This is a genomic window from Sediminibacterium sp. GW821-FHT12F12, from assembly GCF_058806635.1.
The window spans coordinates 150,626-173,203 of sequence record NZ_JBXAPW010000002.1; the positions used below are offsets into that span (position 1 = coordinate 150,626).

General features: G+C 45.3%; 22 protein-coding genes. 12 read left to right on the forward strand and 10 right to left on the reverse strand.

Annotated features, from left to right (window positions below; translation table 11 throughout):
* Nucleotides 1-2 precede the first annotated feature (2 nt).
* From rimM to AC1RNB_RS03220, 4 genes are all read right to left on the reverse strand, one after another.
* The gene (gene rimM, locus AC1RNB_RS03205) at nt 3-521 is read right to left on the reverse strand and encodes a ribosome maturation factor RimM (protein WP_493080654.1); all 519 of its coding nucleotides are present in this window, start codon (nt 519-521) and stop codon (nt 3-5) included.
* Between the two features lie 145 nt (nt 522-666).
* Nucleotides 667-1,149 (reverse strand): 30S ribosomal protein S16, encoded by a 483-nt coding sequence (rpsP, locus tag AC1RNB_RS03210; protein WP_493080655.1) that lies wholly within the window; start codon nt 1,147-1,149, stop codon nt 667-669.
* 311 nt (nt 1,150-1,460) lie between these two features.
* Nucleotides 1,461-2,783 carry a signal recognition particle protein gene (gene ffh / locus AC1RNB_RS03215; protein WP_493080656.1) on the reverse strand — a complete coding sequence of 441 codons (1,323 nt, stop codon included), beginning with the start codon at nt 2,781-2,783 and terminating at the stop codon, nt 1,461-1,463.
* Nucleotides 2,784-3,063: 280 nt separating this feature from the next.
* Nucleotides 3,064-3,936 carry a sigma-70 family RNA polymerase sigma factor gene (locus AC1RNB_RS03220; RefSeq protein WP_493080657.1) on the reverse strand — a complete coding sequence of 291 codons (873 nt, stop codon included), beginning with the start codon at nt 3,934-3,936 and terminating at the stop codon, nt 3,064-3,066.
* A 295-nt stretch (nt 3,937-4,231) separates the two neighbouring features.
* Here AC1RNB_RS03220 and AC1RNB_RS03225 point away from each other — a divergent pair, with 295 nt between their 5' ends.
* A complete protein-coding gene (locus AC1RNB_RS03225; RefSeq protein ID WP_493080659.1) occupies nt 4,232-4,618 on the forward strand; it encodes an START-like domain-containing protein in 387 nt (128 codons plus the stop codon).
* On the opposite strand, the gene AC1RNB_RS03230 is transcribed toward AC1RNB_RS03225, so the two are convergent.
* Entirely contained in the window at nt 4,615-5,229 is a 615-nt protein-coding gene (locus AC1RNB_RS03230; RefSeq protein WP_493080660.1) for a hypothetical protein, read from the reverse strand. The genes AC1RNB_RS03225 and AC1RNB_RS03230 overlap by 4 nt on opposite strands.
* Nucleotides 5,230-5,252: 23 nt before the next feature.
* Here AC1RNB_RS03230 and AC1RNB_RS03235 point away from each other — a divergent pair, with 23 nt between their 5' ends.
* The 8 genes from AC1RNB_RS03235 (at nt 5,253) to trmD (ending at nt 12,644) form a co-directional block, all read left to right on the forward strand.
* Nucleotides 5,253-6,692, forward strand: coding sequence for an LptF/LptG family permease (locus AC1RNB_RS03235; RefSeq protein WP_493080661.1), 1,440 nt, complete (start codon nt 5,253-5,255; stop codon nt 6,690-6,692).
* An 11-nt stretch (nt 6,693-6,703) separates the two neighbouring features.
* Nucleotides 6,704-7,429, forward strand: a complete 726-nt coding sequence (locus AC1RNB_RS03240; protein ID WP_493080662.1) for a superoxide dismutase — start codon at nt 6,704-6,706, stop codon at nt 7,427-7,429.
* Between the two features lie 75 nt (nt 7,430-7,504).
* The gene (locus tag AC1RNB_RS03245; RefSeq protein ID WP_493080663.1) at nt 7,505-7,915 is read left to right on the forward strand and encodes an OsmC family protein; all 411 of its coding nucleotides are present in this window, start codon (nt 7,505-7,507) and stop codon (nt 7,913-7,915) included.
* 105 nt (nt 7,916-8,020) lie between these two features.
* Entirely contained in the window at nt 8,021-8,929 is a 909-nt protein-coding gene (locus AC1RNB_RS03250) for a glycoside hydrolase family 43 protein (protein ID WP_493080665.1), read from the forward strand.
* Between the two features lie 93 nt (nt 8,930-9,022).
* On the forward strand, nt 9,023-9,961 hold the full coding sequence (locus AC1RNB_RS03255) for a cation diffusion facilitator family transporter (RefSeq protein WP_493081282.1): 939 nt from the start codon (nt 9,023-9,025) through the stop codon (nt 9,959-9,961).
* A 126-nt stretch (nt 9,962-10,087) separates the two neighbouring features.
* Nucleotides 10,088-11,455 (forward strand): dipeptidase, encoded by a 1,368-nt coding sequence (locus AC1RNB_RS03260; RefSeq protein WP_493080667.1) that lies wholly within the window; start codon nt 10,088-10,090, stop codon nt 11,453-11,455.
* Between the two features lie 56 nt (nt 11,456-11,511).
* Entirely contained in the window at nt 11,512-11,901 is a 390-nt protein-coding gene (locus AC1RNB_RS03265; RefSeq protein WP_493080669.1) for an RNA-binding S4 domain-containing protein, read from the forward strand.
* Nucleotides 11,902-11,966: 65 nt separating this feature from the next.
* A complete protein-coding gene (gene trmD / locus AC1RNB_RS03270; protein ID WP_493080670.1) occupies nt 11,967-12,644 on the forward strand; it encodes a tRNA (guanosine(37)-N1)-methyltransferase TrmD in 678 nt (225 codons plus the stop codon).
* A gap of 146 nt (nt 12,645-12,790) precedes the next feature.
* Here the strand turns inward: trmD and AC1RNB_RS03275 are convergent, their stop codons facing one another.
* Nucleotides 12,791-15,949, reverse strand: coding sequence for a VPS10 domain-containing protein (locus tag AC1RNB_RS03275; RefSeq protein WP_493080672.1), 3,159 nt, complete (start codon nt 15,947-15,949; stop codon nt 12,791-12,793).
* 143 nt (nt 15,950-16,092) lie between these two features.
* Complete coding sequence (locus AC1RNB_RS03280; RefSeq protein ID WP_493080674.1) at nt 16,093-16,929, reverse strand: LolA-like protein; 837 nt, start codon at nt 16,927-16,929, stop codon at nt 16,093-16,095.
* A 97-nt stretch (nt 16,930-17,026) separates the two neighbouring features.
* Here AC1RNB_RS03280 and ade point away from each other — a divergent pair, with 97 nt between their 5' ends.
* Entirely contained in the window at nt 17,027-18,676 is a 1,650-nt protein-coding gene (ade, locus tag AC1RNB_RS03285; RefSeq protein WP_493080675.1) for an adenine deaminase, read from the forward strand.
* An 8-nt stretch (nt 18,677-18,684) separates the two neighbouring features.
* On the opposite strand, the gene AC1RNB_RS03290 is transcribed toward ade, so the two are convergent.
* Nucleotides 18,685-19,116 (reverse strand): hypothetical protein, encoded by a 432-nt coding sequence (locus tag AC1RNB_RS03290; RefSeq protein ID WP_493080676.1) that lies wholly within the window; start codon nt 19,114-19,116, stop codon nt 18,685-18,687.
* A 150-nt stretch (nt 19,117-19,266) separates the two neighbouring features.
* Between AC1RNB_RS03290 and upp the strand changes: the two genes are divergently transcribed.
* Both upp and AC1RNB_RS03300 read left to right on the forward strand, forming a co-directional pair.
* The gene (gene upp / locus AC1RNB_RS03295; RefSeq protein ID WP_493080678.1) at nt 19,267-19,920 is read left to right on the forward strand and encodes a uracil phosphoribosyltransferase; all 654 of its coding nucleotides are present in this window, start codon (nt 19,267-19,269) and stop codon (nt 19,918-19,920) included.
* Between the two features lie 106 nt (nt 19,921-20,026).
* Nucleotides 20,027-21,037, forward strand: a complete 1,011-nt coding sequence (locus AC1RNB_RS03300) for a PorP/SprF family type IX secretion system membrane protein (RefSeq protein ID WP_493080680.1) — start codon at nt 20,027-20,029, stop codon at nt 21,035-21,037.
* A 67-nt stretch (nt 21,038-21,104) separates the two neighbouring features.
* On the opposite strand, the gene AC1RNB_RS03305 is transcribed toward AC1RNB_RS03300, so the two are convergent.
* Together AC1RNB_RS03305 and AC1RNB_RS03310 are read right to left on the reverse strand one after the other, a co-directional pair.
* Nucleotides 21,105-21,623, reverse strand: a complete 519-nt coding sequence (locus tag AC1RNB_RS03305) for an ORF6N domain-containing protein (RefSeq protein ID WP_493080681.1) — start codon at nt 21,621-21,623, stop codon at nt 21,105-21,107.
* A gap of 59 nt (nt 21,624-21,682) precedes the next feature.
* The gene (locus AC1RNB_RS03310) at nt 21,683-22,555 is read right to left on the reverse strand and encodes a hypothetical protein (protein ID WP_493080682.1); all 873 of its coding nucleotides are present in this window, start codon (nt 22,553-22,555) and stop codon (nt 21,683-21,685) included.
* Nucleotides 22,556-22,578: the final 23 nt, after the last annotated feature.

Consider the following 22,578-nt stretch of genomic DNA (forward strand, 5'->3'; position numbering starts at 1 on the left):
TATTACCGGTAGATGTCCAATAATCCGTCCGGCAGTATCACATGCACTTCTTTCTTTTTGTGATCGATCTTATCCAGCGATTCAGCGTGCAAAGGTATCAGCGCTTCTTTACCATCCAGGCTGATGCGTAATAACACCTGGTGCGGTTGCTCTATCACTTCTTCTATCGGGCCCAGGTTTTCATCTTCATCCGTGATCACCTGAAAGCCGAGTAGAGAAATAGGGGCGGTTTTACCCGCCAGTTTACGAAAATCCTCATCCAGTAACCAAACAGGTTTGGTATTCAAACGGCTGGCGGCTTCGCGGGTATTGATCCCTTCCAGTTTTACATAGGTTTCTTCCGTGTCTTTGGCTTTGGATGATTCTACAAAATAAGGCAGGTAAGACCCCTTGTGTTCTTCTACAAACACTGCTTCAATATCTTTCAGGATCGTTTTTTTGCCCAGCGCATGTTTCAGTATCACTTCTCCCTGCAAACCAAAAGCAGCTACAATACGGCCTATGTTAATGTAATCTTTCATTGACATGCAATTTAGCTCAATACTCCGCGCCTTTGCGCCTTTGCGAGCAAATTTTCCCGCAAAGGCGCAAAGGCGCGGTATTAGACACACAAAAGCCCGAAACTTTCGTAACGGGCTTTTGCTGTAATATGGTAAGTCGTACTTACTAAGCTTCAGCGGGTGCTTCTGCTTCCGGAGTGCTGTCAGCAGGAGCTGCTTCTTCCTGTTTAACTTCCACTTTTTTAACAACAGGAACATACACTTTCTTAGCGCGTTGTGTGTTCTTGTGTTCGCTTGAACGACGGGTTACGTTAGCTTCGTGCTCTTCATGCCATGCCTGGAATTTAGTCATAGCTGCGGCCTGATCAAACAGTCCCAGGTTCACACCTCTTAACAGGTGTTTTAAATACAATACTCCCTTGAAAGAGAGGATTCGGCGTACAGTATCGGTGGGTTGAGCACCTTTGTTCAGCCACTCCAGTGCCTTCTGACGGTCTAACTGGATAGTTGCTGGTACTGTAAGCGGGTTGTAAGTTCCTACTTTCTGAATGAACTTACCATCTCTTGGTGCACGTGCATCGGCCACTACTATAAAGTAGAAAGGGCGTTTTTTGCTACCGTGACGCTGTAGTCTAATTTTTACTGCCATGTTAAATAGAAATTTAACGTTAGGAATTTGGTTAATCCGACTAAGAATAATCGGACAGCAAATGTAAGGGTTAAGGGCAATTATTCCAAGACCGTCTGTAAAGGAATTGCTATTATATTGTTTCTCAGGCTTTTGGGGGGCTATTTGGCTTCCCTTGCGTCGCACACTTGTACCCCGGGATCATTATTCGGCAGGGCTGATTTACGGATTGGCGGATTTGAAGGCCTTTATACAACAGAATCGGGATAAATAGGAAAAGCTAAGCACATAAAAAGAATCAACAGACTGATCTTTCAATCCGTAAATCGGCCCTACCGCTTCATACCCGGGAAACGTCCGCCCATCGGCATATTGTTCATCATCTTCATCATCTGCTTCATCTGCTCAAACTGTTTCATAAAAGCATTCACTTCGGCCATATCCTTGCCGCTTCCTCTGGCAATTCTTTGTCTGCGCGATGGGGTGAGTGAATCAGGGTTGGCCCTCTCAAAGGGTGTCATAGAACTGATCATGGCTTCAATGCCTTTAAAAGCATCATCCTTGATATCAATATCTTTCATGGCTTTACCTACACCCGGTATCATGCCCATCAGGTCTTTCAGGTTACCCATTTTTTTGATCTGCTGTAACTGGTCCATAAAATCCTGAAAATCGAACTGATTTTTACGGATTTTTTTCTCCAGTTTTTTGGCTTCTACTTCATCATACTGTGCCTGTGCTTTTTCTACCAGACTGGTAATATCGCCCATGCCCAGGATCCGCTGGGCCATACGATCGGGATAAAATACATCCAGTGTATCCATCTTCTCCCCACTGCTCACGAACTTGATCGGTTTGTTTACGGTGTATTTGATCGATAAAGCAGCACCACCTCTGGTATCGCCATCCAGTTTGGTCAGCACCACTCCGGTAAAATCGAGTCGGTCGTTAAAGGCTTTGGCGGTATTCACCGCATCCTGTCCGGTCATTGAATCCACTACAAACAGGATCTCAGCAGGATTCACGGCCGATTTAATATTGGCTACTTCGGTCATCATCGCCTCATCAATGGCCAAACGGCCAGCCGTATCGATGATGATCACATTTTTATTCTTTGCCTTTGCCTCTTTGATGGCATTCAACGCAATGGCAACAGCATCTTTGTTTTCCCGCTCACTGTACACATCCACACCTACCTGTTCTGCCAGAACCGTTAACTGGTCTATCGCCGCAGGACGGTAAATATCCGCTGCCACCAGCAATACCGATTTGCCTTTTTTGGTCTTTAAGTAATTGGCCAGCTTACCCGTAAAAGTGGTTTTACCGCTACCCTGCAAACCCGCTACCAGAATGATGGCAGGGTTACCGCTGATGTTGAACTGTGCTTCGGTACCACCCATCAGTTCGGTCAGTTCATCCTGCACAATTTTTACCATCAACTGGCCCGGACTGATGGCATTGATCACTTTCTCGCCGGTAGCTTTGTCTTTTACCTTATCTGTAAATTCCTTGGCTATCTTAAAATTCACATCCGCATCTATCAACGCACGGCGGATATCTTTTACCGTATTGGCAATATTGAGGTCATTGATCCGCGCTTCGCCTTTGAGGTTCTTAAAGGCCGATTCGAGCTTTTCACTAAGAGAGTTAAACATAATTCACAGGTTTCTGATAGTCACAAATAAAAATGAATATAACCGAAGTCATATTCAGTAAGGATTGCAAATATAAATTGTAGCTACGAAATGCAGGATTTTCTATTTAACCCCAGCCTTCAGGCTGGGGATCAAACCCAGAACCATCAAACGGGCTTTAGCCCAAATAGAACGCGAACTATGGCTGGAAAGCCATCTGGGCTGAAGCCCGGTGCATAGGGCACATAAAAATCCCCAGCCTGAAGGCTGGGGTTACGGTATGATTTTATGAAAAATACGGTTATCCTAAATAGAACCTGAGGTGTTTTGACCTATTGGTACTTCTGAGCTTTGTGATGGCTTTGTCTTTGATCTGCCTAACCCTTTCGCGGGTAAGGTGGAACCGTTCGCCGATATCTTCCAGGCTCAGTGGATGGTCTACACCTATTCCGAAGAAATAACAGACCACATCTTTCTGCCTTTCGGTGAGGGTACGCAGGCTGCGCTCTATCTCCATACGCAGCGATTCGTGGTGTACCAGGTTTTCATCGGTTTTTTCGGCATTGGGGTTCTCCATCAGATCCAGCAGGGTGCCGTCTTCGCCATCAGACAAAGGTGTATCCATACTTACATGACGGAAACCCACACTCATAGTGGCGGTTACTTCATCAATGCCTATCTCCAGCAAATCGGCCAGTTCTTCGGGCGTGGGCTCACGTTCAAACTCCTGCTCCAGTTGCTGGTAGGCTTTGCTGATGCGGTTGGTAAGGCCCACTTTATTCAATGGAAGCCTTACAATACGGCTCTGCTCGGCCAGTGACTGCAGGATACTCTGTCGGATCCACCATACAGCATAAGAAATGAATTTGAAACCACGTGTTTCATCAAAACGCAGCGCAGCTTTGATCAGTCCCAGATTGCCTTCATTGATCAGATCGGGCAGGGTAAGTCCCTGATTCTGGTACTGTTTGGCTACCGATACTACAAAACGGAGATTGGCTTTTACCAGCCTGTCTAAAGCCGCCTGGTCGCCCTCGCGGATGCGCATGGCCAGGGTTACTTCTTCTTCCGGACTGATCAGGTCCACTTTGCCGATCTCCTGGAGGTATTTCTCGAGACTCTGAGACTCACGGTTGGTAATAGACTTCGTTATTTTGAGTTGGCGCATACTCATAATAAACTGGTTTTAGTAGTAGGTTGTATTGGTATAGAAAACCGGGTTACAAGGTTAAGCGAACGAAACACTACGCCACATAGTCTGTTGTAGAGCAATTTAACAAAATTCTAAAACTTATCAAAAAATATATTTTTCACAACACATTGAAAAACAAACACTTACGAGAAAAGTTTCTATCGGCCCCGGTTTTAGACACCCGAACAGTGTCTTCGTGCTAAAAAAACATTTGGAAGCGAGGGATTATTTAATATTATTGCACACCTACGATTGGTTGTAGGATAAAGAGATTGTAATGAGTAAGAAGCAATTATTTACGTTGGAGTTTCCGGTCAGATGTTCACCAACAATTTTATTCGAATTTTTAGCTACGCCTGCCGGTTTGCAGGAATGGTTTGCAGATAAAGTGGATGAGTGGGAGAATGTGTACAGTTTTTCCTGGAGTGGTGGCGTACCGGATAAGGCGGATGTGTTAGACAAGGAGGAAGACAAATTCATCCGTTTTCACTGGCATCACAGCGATAAGAACGAATATTTTGAGTTCCGGATCGAAAAAACAGAGATCTCTAACCAGACCATTCTGGTGATCAAGGATTTTGCTGAGAAGAACGAGATCAAGGACCAGAGCCAGTTATGGGGCTACCAGATCAAAGACCTGTTTCACCGTTTAGGCGGGGCTTAGGCAGTTTGCGGATCCAGCATCTGCAGGATCGCGTGGAAGTTCCCTTCAAAAAAATCAGTTATCCCATCCCATTCCTGTAGTGGGATTTTTTTTGCCAGTTTCAGAAAGGGCAACGCATTCCAATCCTTCTCCAGTTCATTTGCCAGCAGCCCGTAATTGTCTTCTTCAAAATGATGATCCCAGGGGTCGGCACTTACTCCTATGTACCAGCCGGCAAGAGCTGCAGGGTTTTCCCGAAAATATTGCCTGATGGCAGGTCCGTATTGCTGCTGGTAGCTGCCCGCTAATTGTAAAGTGATGCTGCAGAAATGTCCCCACCAGAAAAAACTGCGGATGGCAAAACTATCGGTACCGGTAAAATAACGGGGATGATCCAGTATTACCCAGGGTAAGCCCCGGTATTGTTCACCCTTCGAGATCTTGGGCGAGTAGAAGCCGGGATCGGCTACTGCCAGAGCCGGGTGTGCGTCCCATTGTTGGCGGTAATTCTCACTCAGGTTGCCAAAAAGCGTGTACACTTTGCCAATGACCTGATTCTTTGTTAAAATCCAACCGGCATCTGTTACCAGTTCCCGTTCCTTTTGTGAAAGCATTACTTTTGCAGGGCTCATAAAACAATATTAAGCAAGGACCCGTGATTAAAAAACTCGATATACTCGTTATCCGCTCTTTTATCGGTCCTTTTATCGCAGCTTTTGCCATTTCCCTCTTTGTATTAACCATGCAGTTCTTCTGGTTATATATTGATGACCTGGTGGGAAAGGGGTTGGATCTTTTCACCATCTTAAAACTGGTAGGACTGGTAACCCTGTTCTGGGTACCAACGGCTTTACCCCTTGCTCTGCTGTTCTCTTCCATCATGACATTCGGCAACCTAGGAGAAACTTTTGAGCTGGTGGCCATCAAAGCCGCCGGTATTCCTCTGCTGCGTTTTATGCGGCCGCTGCTCATCATCACGATTTTTATCAGTGGACTTGCTTTTCTGTTTGCCAATAATATCATTCCGGTAACACAATTAAAACTATCTACTTTAAAATATGATATCATCGTATCCAAACCGGCTTTTGATATCAAAGAAGGTATTTTTTATGATAAGATCGAAGGGTATGTGATTAAACTGGGCAGGAAAGAAAAAAACGACAGCATCATCCACAACGTAGTCATTTTTGAAAAAAAGAATGGGCTGCAGGATAATATGCTGATCGCAGAAAGCGGTGTGATGCGCATCACAAAGGACAAACGTTTCCTGGAATTCGTGCTCAAAAAAGGATGGCGCTACGAAGAAAAAGGACAACGCTCAACCACTAATACAGAGTTTACCCGGATGGGATTTCAGGAATATAAAAAAGTGTTTGACCTGAAGAGTTTCCAGATGAACAAATCCGGCGACAGTGCTTTTTACGATCCCAAAATGCTGAGTCTGCGGCAGCTGAACGGTGCCATCGATTCTTTACAGAGCCTGGATAGTTTTTATTTACGGAAAACAGACAGGGAAGTGTCGCCTTATATGCGGTTTACCCGTTACCAGGATACAGGCTGGGCAAAGATCAAACCGGATGCCATTAAAAAAGCAAGGAAGTTTGATGAGTTCATTCCTGATTCTGTGAAGCAGAGCATTACCGATGCCGCCATCAGCCAGTTGCAGAGCGTGAAGGGCAATATTGCTGTACTGGATGCTGATTATAAAGAGCGGCAAAAATCGCTTCGCCTGCACGAGATTGAGTGGCACAGGAAACTGACTTTATCGGCAGCCTGTATTGTTTTATTCCTGATCGGCGCACCCCTGGGATCCATTATCCGCAAAGGAGGCCTGGGCACACCACTGGTTTTTGCCATCATTTTCTTTGTCATCTTTCACCTGTTCAACACGTTTGGCGAGAAATTTGTGAAATCTGAACAGACCAGTCCATTGATGGGGATGTGGCTCTCCACTTTTGTATTGATCCCGATCGGCGCTTTTCTCACCTATAAAGCCATGCGCGATTCGCAGTTATTCAACCAGGAATTCTACTATCGCTCTTTTAAGCAGTTGCGGAGATTTTTGGTTAATTTTAGTTTCTTCAAAAAATCCTAAACCTATATTTTATGTCAACCCATAACAAAAGCCGTCGTTCTTTTATCAAAACCACGGGTATAGCAGGTATTGGCCTCACCGTGCTGCCCTCTTTGGTACAGGCAAACGGGGCTCCTGTTGCCGGTAATGCTTTTACCCAGCAACCTTTGCCCTACGACTACAAAGCACTGGAGCCTGTCATTGATGCCATGACCATGGAGATCCATTACAGTAAACATGCTTCAGCCTATGCCAAGAACCTGGCAGATGCCTGTGTAGCCGAGAAAGTGGATACCAACAGCACCCGACTCGAAGAGCTAATGCGCAACATTTCGAAGTACTCCGCCAAAATGCGTAATAACGGAGGTGGTCATTATAACCACGAACTTTTCTGGCAATGCATGAAACCCGGAGTAGCCGGCAAACCTGAAGGCAAACTGGCAGCCGCCATTGACCAGGGATTTGGTTCGTTCGAAGCTTTTAAAACGCAGTTTACTGATGCCGGCAAAAACCGTTTTGGCAGTGGCTGGGCCTGGCTGGTACTAACGGCTGATAAAAAATTAGTAGCGGGCTCTACCGCTAATCAGGATAATCCTTTAATGGACATCAGCGAGTTGAAGGGCACCCCCCTGCTCGGATTGGATGTATGGGAACATGCGTACTACCTCAAATACCAGAACAAACGGCCCGATTATATCAATAACTGGTGGAATGTGGTGAACTGGGATTTTGTGCAGAAGCGGTATGAACAGGGATAATATTTAATTAAAAATTCAAAAGTAAAAAGTCAAAAAAACATTCTTTTGAATTTTGACTTTATAAAAGAAAGAATCATGAAGACGAGCACCAAATGGGTAGAAGGCATGGCTTTTGATGCCACTGCAGATACCGGACAAACTGTAAGAATTGATACCACTGTAGAAGGAGGAGGATCGGGTAGCGGTATGAACCCGAAGAAAATGTTACTGGGTGCCTTAAACGGCTGCAGCGGAATGGACGTAGTGGATATCCTAAAAAAAATGAAAGTGTCTTTCAGTAAATTTGAGATTGATGCGGAGGCGGAACAAACCGAAGAGCATCCCAAAACATTTACGTTCATCAAGATGACCTATCGTATAGATGCCAAACCGGAAGACCTCGATAAAGTAAAAAGAGCGGTTGATCTATCGCAGGAAAAGTATTGTGGCATTTCTGCCATGCTGGCCAAACATTGCGATATCAGCTATACTATTGAATTAATCTAAACCGGCTCGAAACTGTCTGCTTACACCATGCTGAAAAAATCACCGTTGTTTGTTTTGCTGTTGCTATTGCACTGCTTAGCCTATGCGCAGGATCAACCGGTGAAGGTGAAAAAGAACAACCCGGTTTTTCCGGGATGGTACGCCGATCCGGAAGGAACCATATTCGGGAAGCGTTACTGGATCTATCCAACTTTTTCTGCACCTTATAACCAGCAGGTGTTTCTGGATGCTTTCTCTTCACCTGATCTTGTTAATTGGACCAAACACAGCCGGATACTCGATACCACCGCCATCAAATGGGCCATAAGGGCTATGTGGGCACCTTCCATCATCCATAAAAAAAATCAATACTTCCTGTTCTTCGGGGCCAATGATATTCAAAACAACCAGGAGAAAGGAGGCATCGGTGTGGCTGTGGCAGATAATCCGGCCGGACCATTCCGGGATTACCTGGGCAAACCGCTGGTTGACCAGTTTTACAACGGTGCCCAACCCATTGACCAGTTTGTGTTTCAGGACAAAGATGGGCAGGACTACCTGATCTATGGAGGATGGCGGCATTGTAATATCGGTAAACTGAATGCAAACCTTACGGGCTTTCTGCCTTTTGCAGATGGCAGTACGTTTAAAGAGATCACTCCCGAAGGATATGTGGAAGGGCCCTTCATGTTTATCCGCAACGGCAAATATTATTTCATGTGGTCGGAAGGTGGCTGGACCGGCCCTAACTATAGCGTGGCTTATGCCATGGCAGATTCGCCATTGGGCCCGTTTAAACGTATCGGAAAAATTTTGCAGCAGGACCCGGCCATTGCCACAGGTGCCGGACACCATTCTGTGATACAGGTACCCGGTACAGACAAATGGTATATGGTTTACCATCGCCGTCCGCTGGGCGAAAAAGATGCCAATGCACGTGTTACCTGCATCGATGAACTTCATTTTGATGAACAGGGTGCCATCAAACCTGTCATCATCACCCATGAAGGTGTCAAGAGCCATCCCTTGCGATAAGCGATCCGGTTCCCGTATTAAAACAATACTTTTGTAGAAACATTTTTTCTGCAATCAGCCAAACAAAATTTCAGGATACAGCGCTGGATCACGATCCTGAGTGTAGTGCTGTTCCTTACCAAAATCATCGCGTATCAATACACGCACTCGCTGGCCATTCTTTCGGATGCGCTGGAGAGTATTGTGAATGTGATTGCCGGATTTGTTGGTTTGTACAGTTTGTATGTGGCCGCCAAACCCCGCGATCTGGATCATCCCTACGGACATGGTAAAGCAGAATTTGTTTCGGCCGCGGTAGAAGGCGGACTGATTGTAGCAGCCGGTATCATGATCATCTATGAGACCGTGATGAATTTTCTGCAGGAGAGTCCTTTACAGAAACTGGATACAGGTCTGATCCTCGTGGGGGCCACCGCCGTCATTAATTATGTAGCAGGCGCTGTTTGTATCCGCATCGGCAAAAAAAATACCTCACTGGCCTTGCAGGCCAGTGGCAAACACCTGCAGGTAGATACTTACTCTACCATCGGTATCATTGCCGGATTAGCCATTATGCTGGTTACCCGCCTGTACTGGCTGGATAAAGTAATTGCCCTCGGTATGAGTGTGCTGGTAATCTACAACGGTTACCGCATCATCCGAACTTCATTGGCAGGTATTATGGACGAAGCCGATATGCAACTGCTGAAACGGTTTATCAACGTATTGAACGATAACCGCCGTGCCAACTGGGTGGATCTGCATAACCTGCGCGTAATCAAGTATGGCCCTTTACTGCATATTGATTGCCACCTGACCGTTCCCTGGTACCTGAATGTACATGAAGCGCACCTGGAAATTGATGCGTTAGCAGCGCTGATTAAACAGCAGTTCGGAGATGCCATTGAATTGTTTGTGCATACAGATGGCTGCCTGCCATTCAGTTGTACCATCTGCACCAAAACAGATTGTTCCGTTCGCCAGCAAGCGATGAAAGAGCGGCTGGACTGGACACTGGAGAATATCATTTCTAACCAGAAACACCAGGTGTGAATGGGCAATGGTGAATGGTCAATCAGGGCTGATCTGCAGGTTTCCGATTCCCAAAAGCTGCTTACCTTTGCCATCCGCTAACCCTTTTGAAAAAACAACGCATTCATCATACTTAAATCAACGATCATGAAGGTTTGGAAAGATTATCAGGAACAGCACAAAGACCGTTTCCTGAACGAATTACTGGAATTATTACGCATACCCAGCATCAGTGCCCGCAGCGAGTACAAAGACGATATGATCCGTTGCGCTGAAGCGGTAAAACAACGTTTACTGGAAGCCGGAGCAGATACGGTTACTATTTACCCAACCGATGGGCATCCGGTGGTATATGGAGAAAAGATCATTGATCCTTCCAAACCCACTGTTTTGGTATACGGGCACTACGATGTACAGCCCGCCGATCCGCTGGAACTGTGGAACAGCGGTCCGTTTGAGCCGGTGATCAGAGACGGAAAAATATTTGCCCGTGGTTCCTGCGATGACAAGGGACAGTTTTACATGCATGTAAAAGCATTGGAAACGATGACGAAGACCCATACTTTACCCGGCAATGTAAAATTCATTATTGAAGGGGAAGAAGAAGTGGGAAGTCCGAACCTGGCCACGTTTGTAAAAGCCAATAAAGAATTATTAAAGGCCGATGTGATCCTGATCAGCGATACTTCTATGCTGAGTATGGATACGCCTTCGATCGATATCGGGGTACGGGGACTGAGTTATATTGAAGTAGAAGTAACCGGGCCCAACCGTGATCTGCACAGCGGTGTATATGGTGGTGCGGTAGCCAATCCGATCACGATGCTGGCTAAAATGATCGCTTCCTGTCATGATGAGAACAACCATATCACCATCCCCGGTTTTTATGATGATGTGATTGAATCTACCCCTGCAGAAAGAGAAAAAATGGCGCAGGCTCCCTTTAATGAAGAAGCATACAAAGCAGATCTGGGTTTACAGCATCTCTGGGGTGAAAAAGGTTATACCACCAATGAGCGAACCGGTATCCGCCCTACACTGGAAGTAAATGGCATCTGGGGTGGTTATACCGGCGAAGGAGCCAAGACCGTTCTTCCTTCCAAAGCTTTTGCCAAGATCTCCTGCCGGTTGATCCCTAACCAGTCATCGGTTAAGATCACTGAAAAGATCCTGCACTATTTTAAAAGTATTGCGCCTGCCGGTGTTACCGTAAAAGCAGAAGAACATCATGGCGGAGAGCCGTATATGACCCCGATTGATTCGGATGCGTATAAAGCAGCCTCCAAAGCTATTCACGCCACATTTGGCAAAGAGCCCATCCCGGTTCGTGGTGGTGGCAGTATCCCTATCTGTGCCTTGTTTGAAAAAGAATTAGGATTAAAGATTGTATTCATGGGTTTTGGATTAGATAGTGATAACCTGCACAGTCCGAATGAAAAATATGATGTGTTCAATTTCTACAAAGGCATTGAAACCATTCCGTATTTCCACCAGTTTTATGCTGAGATGAAATAAAGACAACTAGAGCTTTTGGAAAGTTTTAGAACTTTCCAAAAGCTTTTATCATTACTATGGCAGAAGTAAAAGACAAACTCCGCATCGATAAATACCTCTGGGCCATCCGTTTGTTCAAAACACGGAGCCAGGCGGGCGATGCCTGCGATAAAGGAAAAGTAAAACTGAATGGTGTTTCTGTAAAAGCCTCCCGCATAGTGGCCCTGGGCGATGAATATGAGGTAAAAAACGAAACCCGTAAATGGGTAGTAAAAGTAACCGGCCTGCTGCACAGCCGTGTGCAATATGCAGAAGCCATTAAATACTATACAGACCTGACGCCTGCGGAAGAGCTGGACCGGATCAAATTTGAAGCGGCTACTTTTCAAACAGGTAAACGCCTCAGCAAGATTGGCCGCCCCACCAAACGCGAAAGACGTGATCTGGGTGGATTCATGGATCTCTGATCCTTCCTGTACTTTCATTTCCCCTATACATTGCAGCCTCTACAGGTATTCTGTATGTTTGCAGTATGAAGATCGATATTTTGACAGTGGTGCCGGATCTGCTGGAAAGCCCTTTCAGTCACAGCATTATGAAACGTGCCAACGACAAAGGTTTGCTTACAGTAAACGTGTACAATCTCCGCAAATGGGCCATCAACAAACATATGCAGGTAGATGATTACCAGTTTGGCGGTGGTGCCGGTATGGTAATTATGCCCGAGCCCCTGGCCAATGCCATTGATGAACTGCAGCAGGATGGAAAATATGACGAGATCATCTTCATGACGCCGGACGGTAAAAACTTCAACCAGAAAACGGCGAATAGTTTATCTATGAAAGAAAATATCCTGATCATCTGCGGACATTATAAAGGTATTGATGAACGCATCCGTCAACGATATGTAACCATGGAGATCTCTATCGGCGATTATGTACTCAGTGGCGGAGAACTGGCCGCAGCAGTAGTGGTTGATGCCGTAGGAAGATTGATCCCCGGTGTGTTGAATGATGAGACTTCTGCTTTATTTGATTCTTTCCAGGATAATTTACTAGCTCCGCCTGTTTATACCCGCCCGGCAGATTTTCGCGGCGATAAAGTACCCGAGATCCTGACGCAGGGCGATCCTAAGAAAGTAGAGGAATGGCGGCATGAGCAGTCATTGATTCGTACCAAAGAAAGAAGACCGGATCTGCTGGAGGATTAACTGATTAGCGGATGACGGATTAGTGGATTATGCTTATCTACATTCAATTACTTTTAAAAAAAATCGATAGTATCAAAAAAATTGGCGAATCAGTTGATGGTGAAATCCATCCGCTAATCCGCCAATTCGCAATCCGTTAATCGATCCTAGTTCTTCACGCCGATCACCGGCAACTGTTTATCGTTGATCATTTTATTAAACGCTTTCAGATCGGTGTCCATGATCTTTTTGAGCTTCGCGAGTTGTACGTCAGATTGACCGCCTAGTTCTTCAAAAGCTTCGCGTGCTTGTTTGCTGGGCGGGTTTTGTCCGCTGGAAGCTACCCCATACAAACCAGCCAGTTTATCATTCAAACGGATCGGGAAGTTCAGTACGTCCTGACCACTTTTTGATTTGGTCTGGTACAGTGCTTCTTCTACAGCCGTCATTTGTTTATTGATGCTGTCGCCCATTTTTTTGATATCCTTTATACCATCCCCTGCTTCCAGTTTAGCAGTAAAGTCATTGATCTGGCTGCGCAGCGAACGGATCTGTTTAATGGCACGCTGTACTTCGCTGAATTTATCTCTTACCTGCAACAGGAATCCTACCTGTGCATCGTAATCAGCTTCCGTCATTTTGTAATTCGGATCTGCTTTGATCACAAAGGGCAGGTCTACTGAATCCTTACCATACCTGAAACGTGCATGGTATGTACCCGGTGCCGCTTTAACGTTGCCAATTCTTCCATTCCACAGAATCAGTCCTTCTACTGTTTCGGCAGGCGGATAATTCATATCCCATACAAACTGGTTCATACCGCTGTTGTAATCGATTTTGTCGGTATTCTCTTTTGCAGATTTGCTGAAAGTTTTGATGGGTTTGTTTTGTTTATCAAACACGGTGATGGACACTTTAGAGGAGTCCGTTACATTTTTCAGGTAGTAATTGAAAATCACACCTGTAGCAGGATTCTCACCCATATTCTGCGGCATACCTGTCTGGCCACGGCCTCTTCTGCCACCACCTTCTGTGCGGTATGCATCATTGGCAGCAAATACATGCAGGTTTCTGTTCAGCACCTCTGCGTCTTTCTGCTGTACCACCGTCAGATCATCCAATACCCAGAAAGAACGTCCCTGTGTGGCAACGATCAGGTCGTTTTCTTTGATGGTAAGATCAGTGATCGGAACGATGGGCAGGTTCAGCTGGAATTTTTTCCAGTTGGCACCATCATCGTAACTGATGTACATGCCATATTCCGTTCCTGCATACAACAGTCCCGGACGTTTTTTATCAGCGCGCATAGCCCTCGTAAAATGCATATTATCGATACCATTGGTGATGCGTTTCCAGGTTTTGCCATAATCTGCTGTTTTAAAGATATACGGCGCAAAATCATCCAGCTTATATTTAGTTCCCACAAAATAGGCCGTTCCTTTCTGGAAAGGATCTGTTTCAATACAGTTCCACATCATCCATTTACCTGCTTCGGGCGGGGTTACATTTTCCCAGTTTTTACCGCCATCTTTACTTACATGCACCAATCCATCATCGCTGCCTGTCCACAAAAGATCTTTTTCCAGTACAGACTCTGCTGCAGTAAAAATGGTACAGTAGTATTCTACAGAAGTATTGTCCTTGGTAATCGGTCCACCGCTGGAAGCCTGGCGCGATTTATCGTTGGTGGTCAGATCCGGACTGATGGTTTCCCAGCTCTGTCCTTCATTCTCTGTAACAAATAAATGGTTACCGCCTGCATACAAACGTTTGGGATTATGCGGAGAGAAGAAGAAGGGAAAGTTCCATTGAAAGCGGTATTTCAACACATCGGCACCGGCGCCCATGGGATTATCGGGCCATACATTGATTGCCCGGTTTTCGCCGGTTCTGTGATCGAGCCTTGATAAATAACCTCCATAGTTGCCGCCGTATACGATATCCGGGTTGGTAGGGTCGGCCTGTACATAACCGCTTTCTGAACCAGCGGTAACATCCCAGTCTCTTTCCGTGATACCTGCACCGGAAGTACGGCTCTTGATGCGAACGGTGGAGTTATCCTGTTGTGCGCCCAGAATGCGGTAGGGAAATGAATTATCGGTAGATACGCGGTAGAACTGAGCTGTAGGCTGGTTATTCATAGTGCTCCAGTTATTGGATCCATCAAAACTTACCTGTGCACCGCCATCGTCTGCCACGATCATGCGGTTACCATCTTCCGGATCAATCCACAGATCATGGTGATCGCCATGCGGCGTATTCACACTCTGGAATGTTCTGCCTCCATCGCGGCTACGCATAAACTCTACATTGGGGCAATAAACGAGGTTTTCGTTTTTAGGGTCTACAAACACTTTACTGTAATACCAGGCTCGCTGGCGGATATTATTGTCATTGCAGGTCAATGTCCAGCTTTCGCCACCATCGGCACTCATGAACAGGCCACCATTGGCGTTTTCTATGATCGTATAAATTTTATCTGTATTGGATGGGGCCACTGCTACCCCCACAATACCCCAGGTACCTTTGGGTAATCCTTTTTTAGCCGTAATGCTGGTCCAGGTTTCGCCACCATCCACACTTTTATACAAACCGCTGCCTTCTCCGCCACTTTCCATACTATGCGGGGTGCGTATTACACGCCACATACCTGCATAAAACACAGCAGGGTTACCGGGTTCCATTACCAGGTCTGAACAACCGGTCTGGTTATTAACAAATAATGTTTTCTTCCAGGTTTTGCCGCCATCGGTGGTTTTGAATACCCCTCGCTCTTCATTGGGCCCGAACAGGTGTCCCATCACCGCCACCCAAACTGTATTGGGATCTTTGGGGTGCACCACAATGCGGATGATATGTCGACCATCTTTGAGCCCCAGGTTACGCCAGTTTTTACCCCCATCATCGCTGCGCCAGATACCACCCAGACCTTCGGCCACATTTCCGCGCATCGTGTTTTCGCCTTCGCCTACATATACCACTGTTTCATCGCTGGGGGCAATGGCTACAGCGCCAATGGTTCCACCAAAATATTTATCCGTGATGTTTTTCCAGTTACTGCCACCATCATTGGTTTTCCATACACCACCACCGGTATTACCAAAGTAGAAAGTGTTCCTGTTTTTGTAACTCCCGGCAACGGCACCACTGCGTCCGCCACGGAATGGGCCTACCAAACGGTAACGTTGTCTGGAGAACAGAACAGAATCGGTATTATCCTGTTTCACAGCAACGGGGATGGTAGTTTTTGTTTTGTCTTTTTTCTGGGAAAAGAGGGGGAGAGACAGTAATAGCACTGCCTGTACCAGCAAGATTAATTTTCTCATATACAGTAAAATTGGACAGGTAAGTTACTTTACTATTCCCTGACAAAAAAATTGGTTTCAGTAATGTAAAAAGCCTTTGCGGCTTAGTGCGTAAATCTCACACAAAGCCACAAAGGCACGCTTAGGTAACTGACCAGACTATTCTACTTTACATGGTACCACTTCTCTTCCAATCCTTCATTGATGTTCACTGTCAGGTTTTCCACTTCTGTTTCTACCGGGCCAAAACTGAGCAGGGTTTTAACGGGATACTGGATCCCTTTGAAATCCTTGTACTCTTTTACCAGCAGGGTTGCTTTGGTATCTTTTCCGATACGGCTGCCGAACGCTTTCATCATCGGACCAAAACCTGTCAGGTTGAGGGCCATATCACCAGTGGCTTCTACTTTTTTAACCAACGAGGTTTGCACATCAATAAAGTAGGTAACTGTTTGCCCTGTTTTCAAAGTCATTTTTACTTTGTAGCAGGGTAGTTTGTTAACTTTTTCTGTTCCCTGTAATTCGGCCGTATGTCCTTTGGCAGCATAGTTCACCAGTTCGCCAAAAGCACCTGCACAATCCAGTTCGTATTGCTGGGCAGTTACTTCTGCAGGTTGCATCCGGGTAATGGTGGGTTCATTGCCTTGTGGCATTCCATCAAAACCGCCACCTCCCCTGCCACCAAAGCCACGCATGGCGGGTACATAGATCACGCCCGAGGTATCCGTAACCATCGTAAAACTATCGCCCATGCCCATCACACCTCCTACCTGGCGGCGAAACAGTTTTCCCTTTTCGCGTACCAGTGTCAGCGGCAGTTCGATATTCTGACCCATCACACCCATTTTCACGTTGCTCAGCACTTCGAGGTAACGGATGCCTTCCAGTTTTTCGCGGCCGCCCGCAGCTTCTACATATTTCCCGAGTACTTCTTCTACGGTTTGTGCCTGCACCTGTAAGGCCAGCATCATCAAAAACAAACCGGCGAATAATTTTTTCATATAGTAATTTTGTTTAGCGTTTCTAAAGATACCGGCTGAAACCGGTGAAGGAACAGATGCTTCAGATTTTATATTTCATTTAAGATAACCCCAGGTTATGCAGAAAAGTTCATTCACGGTTACGGGTAAACTGGTAGATGTCTGGAAAAAAGCCATCTATCCCGCAGAGATAAAAGTAGAGAACGGACTGATCAGTTCCATTACCCCAATCGGCGAAGAGGGATTGACAGTCGGTACATTCCTCTTACCGGGTTTTGTAGATAGTCATGTACACATTGAAAGCAGTATGCTGATCCCCAGCGAATTTGCCAGATTGGCCGTGGTGCACGGATCGGTGGGTACTGTCAGTGATCCGCACGAGATTGCCAATGTATGTGGTATGGAGGGTGTTGCATTCATGATCGATAATGGCAAACAGGTTCCTTTCAAATTCAATTTTGGTGCACCCAGCTGTGTGCCGGCCACCATTTTTGAAACAGCCGGTGCGGCATTGAACAGCGATGATGTAAAAACACTACTGGCCAAAGATGAGATCAAATACCTGAGTGAGATGATGAACTTCCCCGGTGTTTTATACAAAGACCCGGAAGTGATGAAAAAGATCGCAGCCGCCCACGCAGCCGGTAAACCGGTAGATGGTCATGCGCCCGGATTGAGAGGGGAACAGGCCAAAAAATATATTGAAGCTGGTATTTCTACCGACCATGAATGTTTTATGAAAGAAGAGGCGGTTGACAAACTTTCGCACGGCATGCAGATCCTGATAAGGGAAGGAAGTGCGGCGAAAAATTTTGAGGCCCTGATAGAATTGCTGGAAGATCATCCCGGTATGATCATGTTCTGCAGCGATGATAAACACCCCGATAGCCTGGTAGACGGCCACCTGAACCAACTCTGTGCCCGTGCTATTGCCAAGGGGCATGATATTTTTAATGTAGTCCGTGCCGCCTGTGTAAACCCGGTACTACATTATAAACTGGATATTGGTCTGCTAAGGGTAGGTGATCCGGCAGATTTTATTGTGGCAGAAGACCTGGTGCATTTCAAAATCAAACAGACTTATATCGATGGTAAACTGGTAGCGGAGAACGGACAGTCTTTTATTCGTTCTGTACCCAGTACCCCCATTAACCAGTTCGATTGTTTGCCGGTAACGGCAGAACAGTTGGTGGTTTCGAAAGCAGCCTATCCATCCGCTAAGGGAAATATTCCGGTGATGGAAGCACTGGATGGACAACTGATCACCAACCGACTGGAACTTCCCGGTAAAGAAAATAACGGCACCTGGGTAAGCGATACGGAAAACGATATTTTAAAAATGGTGGTCATCAACCGATACCATTCGGCTCCCATAGCTAAATGTTTTATCAGGAATTTTGGATTTACAGAAGGGGCTATTGCTTCGTCTGTGGCGCACGACAGCCATAATATTGTGGCAGTAGGGGTAGATGATGAAAGCCTGGCCAAAGCGATTAACCTGGTTATTGTAGAACGTGGCGGTGTAAGTTGTGTGAACAACAGGCAGGAAAAAGTATTGGGTTTACCCGTAGCCGGGTTAATGAGTGCCAACGACGGTTACCAGGTAGCCGCTGCTTATACAGAGATAGATGCCATGGCAAAATCGCTGGGCTCATCGCTGGGTGCTCCCTTTATGACACTGAGTTTTATGGCTTTATTGGTGATTCCACACCTGAAACTGAGCGATAAGGGTTTGTTTGATGGTGATACCTTTTCGTTCGTAGAATAAACTCATCCTTATTTGGCCATAGAGATATCACCTACGGCTTTGGTAACCAATACCGCAACACTGTCCGTACCCTTGGGTGCAAAATAGCGTGTTTTGAATTTGATGGTTTTACCGGGGCCGATATTTTCGTAAACCGTTTCCAGGCCCTCATCCAGCTTTACACCGGTTTTGCTGAAGAAAGAGAGTTTCAGTTCCACATCTTTGTACCAGCAAACGGTAGCCTGGTTGGTGAGTGTGCCAATGACCACTGTCTGGCCAATCAGGTTTTTCCGGTCGCGGTTATTCACCACCAGAAAACGGGCGGGGTTATTTTTTTCCTTTTCGGCCAGTGTTTCTTTTACTTTTTCATAAGATTCGGCATCAAATTTTTTCTCTTTTTTGGTGTCTTTGCATGAAAAAAGAAAAATGACCAGGGTAACTACCAGTAAAACTCTTTTCATCGGTTATGTTTTCAGCCATCAAAATAATCAATAAATCCCGCACTGGATTGTTAAGAAAACCCGGCTGGTTGGGCCTAAAACTTAAATTTCCCATTCCCGCTGATAGAATTTAGTTTTGGGGCATCAATTACCCCGTAATTCCCTGGTACCATGATAGTTAATTTAAGCGATCAACACAGTCTCGTAAGTAACTGGGTTTCTGAACTCAGAGATGTTAATGTACAGGGAGACCGTATGCGTTTCCGCCGCAACCTGGAGCGTATCGGCGAAGTGGCCGCTTATGAAATCAGTAAAAAACTGGCTTTCAAAACCGTTGAAATTCCTACTCCATTAGGCACGCACGATAGTAAAGTACTGGAAGCGCAGCCTGTATTGGCTACCATTTTGCGGGCAGGTTTGCCGATGCATAACGGGATGCTGAACTATTTTGACAAAGCAGACAATGCCTTTATTTCAGCATACCGCAAACACCACCGCGATGGTAGTTTTGAGATCAGTCTGGAATATATGAGTTGCCCTTCGCTGGATAACCGTACCATTATCATCTGCGACCCGATGCTGGCTACCGGTGCTTCTATTGTAAAAACCATACAGTACATGAAGGATGAGGGTACTCCAAAAGAAATTCATGTAGTGGTGGCCATAGCCTGTACCATGGGTATTGAATATATTCAGCGGGAATGTGGGAATGATATCATGATCTGGTGTGGGGATATTGATGATGAATTGACAGCCAAAGGTTATATTGTACCGGGGCTGGGTGATGCCGGTGACCTCGCTTTTGGTACTAAAAAGCAATCCTGACCCTCTAAACTGCGTTAGATTCTGCCAACAAATCGTTAACACAGCTATAATATTGCTGATAAAATCCCCGCCAAATCAACCGATTCGTTAAATTCGATGCGCTGTGATGGGTATACGTACATGTTTTCTTTTTAGCTGTTTCTGCTTTTTGCTGGGTAATGTCTCGGCACAGGATCCGCATTTCTCACAGTTCTTCAGCTCTCCACTTACATTGAATCCGGCCCATACCGGTAAATTTTTCGGGTCTTACAGGGTAGCGGGCAACTACCGTAACCAATGGCCTACTATTAATAACGCTTTTACAACAGCTACCGTTTCTGCAGATTTTCATATCATGCAGAATAAGATCGCCAGTAATGATACCTGGGGGTTGGGTATGGTAGGCTATAATGATAACAGTGCCAACGGAGCAGTGAAATTTAATTATGCCGCCTTATCAACTGCCTATCATAAGGGACTGGATGAGGAAGGTATTCATTCGCTGGGTGCTGGTTTTCAGGTTACCTATGCCAATATGCTCATCAATACGGCTGACCTCAAATTTGAGGACCAGCTTACCAGTTCAGGATTTACCGGTGTTTCCTCAGAAGTATTCAATGGAGCTACACTGAAGTCTGGTTATATAGATGTTAATGCGGGGGTATTGTATAATGGAAGTACATCAGACCGTAATAATTTTTATTTCGGAGTGAGTATGTATCATATAAACCGGCCCAAACAAACTTTTACGGGTGCACAATATGTACTGAATCCCAGAACCACTTTTCATGGAGGGGGATATTTCCCGATAGGAGAAACCACTACTTTACATGTAAGTGCACAACAAATGTTTCAGGGAGGCGCCTCCACTACCATGTTGGGGGGGGCCATTCAGTTATCTGCAACACCCGATGCACCCAAACCTACCAGTTTTTATTTCGGAAGCTGGGTTCGTTTTAACGATGCCATCATCCCTTATCTGGGTCTGGAATTTGACGATTTCCGTTTAGGGCTTACCTACGATTATAACTCTTCTTCTTTAAAAACCGCTTCGCAGAACAGGGGTGGAATTGAGTTATCACTGATTTATATACATAGACCGTCTACAGACAGGCCGGTAAATTGCCCTAAATTTTAACTACTTTTTTTTACGGATTTGCGTGTGATTATGATAAAGGGGTATCACAGATTGTGATACCCCTTTATCATAATTTATCTTTGAGAAATCCAATTCGCTCGCGGGGTTGTTGTTTTTGATGGATCAGTGTTTTGATGGCATCAAATACCATTTTAAACTGACCATCATATTTTTTTTCAAGTTCTCCGATCTTTTTTGCCAGTTCTTTATTCCCTTCTATTAATTGACGCATTTGTACAAAGGCACGCATGATGGTAATATTCACTTTAATAGCTCTTTTACTCTGTAAAACGGTAGAAAGCATCGATACACCCTGTTCGGTAAAAGCCATTGGTTTTGCACCACCCAATATACTGCGGGATGGTATCACATTTTGTGATACCATGTTTTTGATTTCGACCTGGTTAAGCAGAAACATGAAATCTTTCGGGAATCGATCCAGGTTACGTTTTACCGCTTGTTTTAAAGCCCTCGTTTCTACACCATACATCTGTGCAAGATCAAAATCAAGCATGATTTTCTGCGCCCGTACATAAAAGATCCGTTCTACTACTTCTACTGGGTAAGTCTGGGTTGTTTTACGCATATAACAGATTTAATGCGTTAAACTAACAGAAATGATTGGCCTATGGTAGCGTATTTATACTATTTCTCAGCAGGTATATGCCGCAAAAATCTTTCCCAGTTTCGGTTATGGGTAATCACTTCGTTGTGCTTTTTACTACTGTAAATAAAGAGTTTATGATGTTTCTTTAATTCGGCATCACTCACATTTTCTTCATCACCCGAGAAAAAAGGGATGTGCAGCGAATCTGTTAGTGTGCGCATGATCAGCCGGCTGTTATCAAACGTGCCGCCATCTTTGGTATAAATATGAATGAAACGATGTTCCGGAACAGATAGCCACTGGAGATATTGCTCGTTACCACCATACATCGCGTCAAAAAGGATCACTTCCTGCACGGGCGATTGATTAAGGATCCGGCTGATGACCCGGTAAGCCCCGCTATGTCCGGCCAATGTAATCGAATAACGATCGATATTGAATGTCTTCTTCTTTTCAATGATCCTGTTCTCTTTCAGTTTGTCTTCGATTTCTTTTACCAATGCCTGAAATACAGCTGGCTGTTCCAGTTTACCACCATAACTGTCTGGTGCATTTTTAGGCCCTTCCGGAAAAACAAAAATGGCATTTCTACCAGACGCCTCCAGTTGTTCCAGCACATCATACTGTTTTAATGCAGAGTCAATATTATTACCCCAGCCATGAAACCAGAAAATCAGGTTGGTTATTTTCTGTGGTGAAAAATGAGTGGGTATATACACGAGAATACTGCTATCACTGTAATGGGTGGCTGCATCATAGTATTTCCCGTTATAAGTATGGCCATTGGCCCGGGCCGTATCCGGAAACATGGCATTAGCCGAGCTGAACCGGATCAGTTTGCCCGGCGGTTGTGCAAAAGAAACAGTTGCCAGCATTAATGTTACCAAACAGATACAACAATACTTTATCATAGAATTTACATTTATACAGTGAA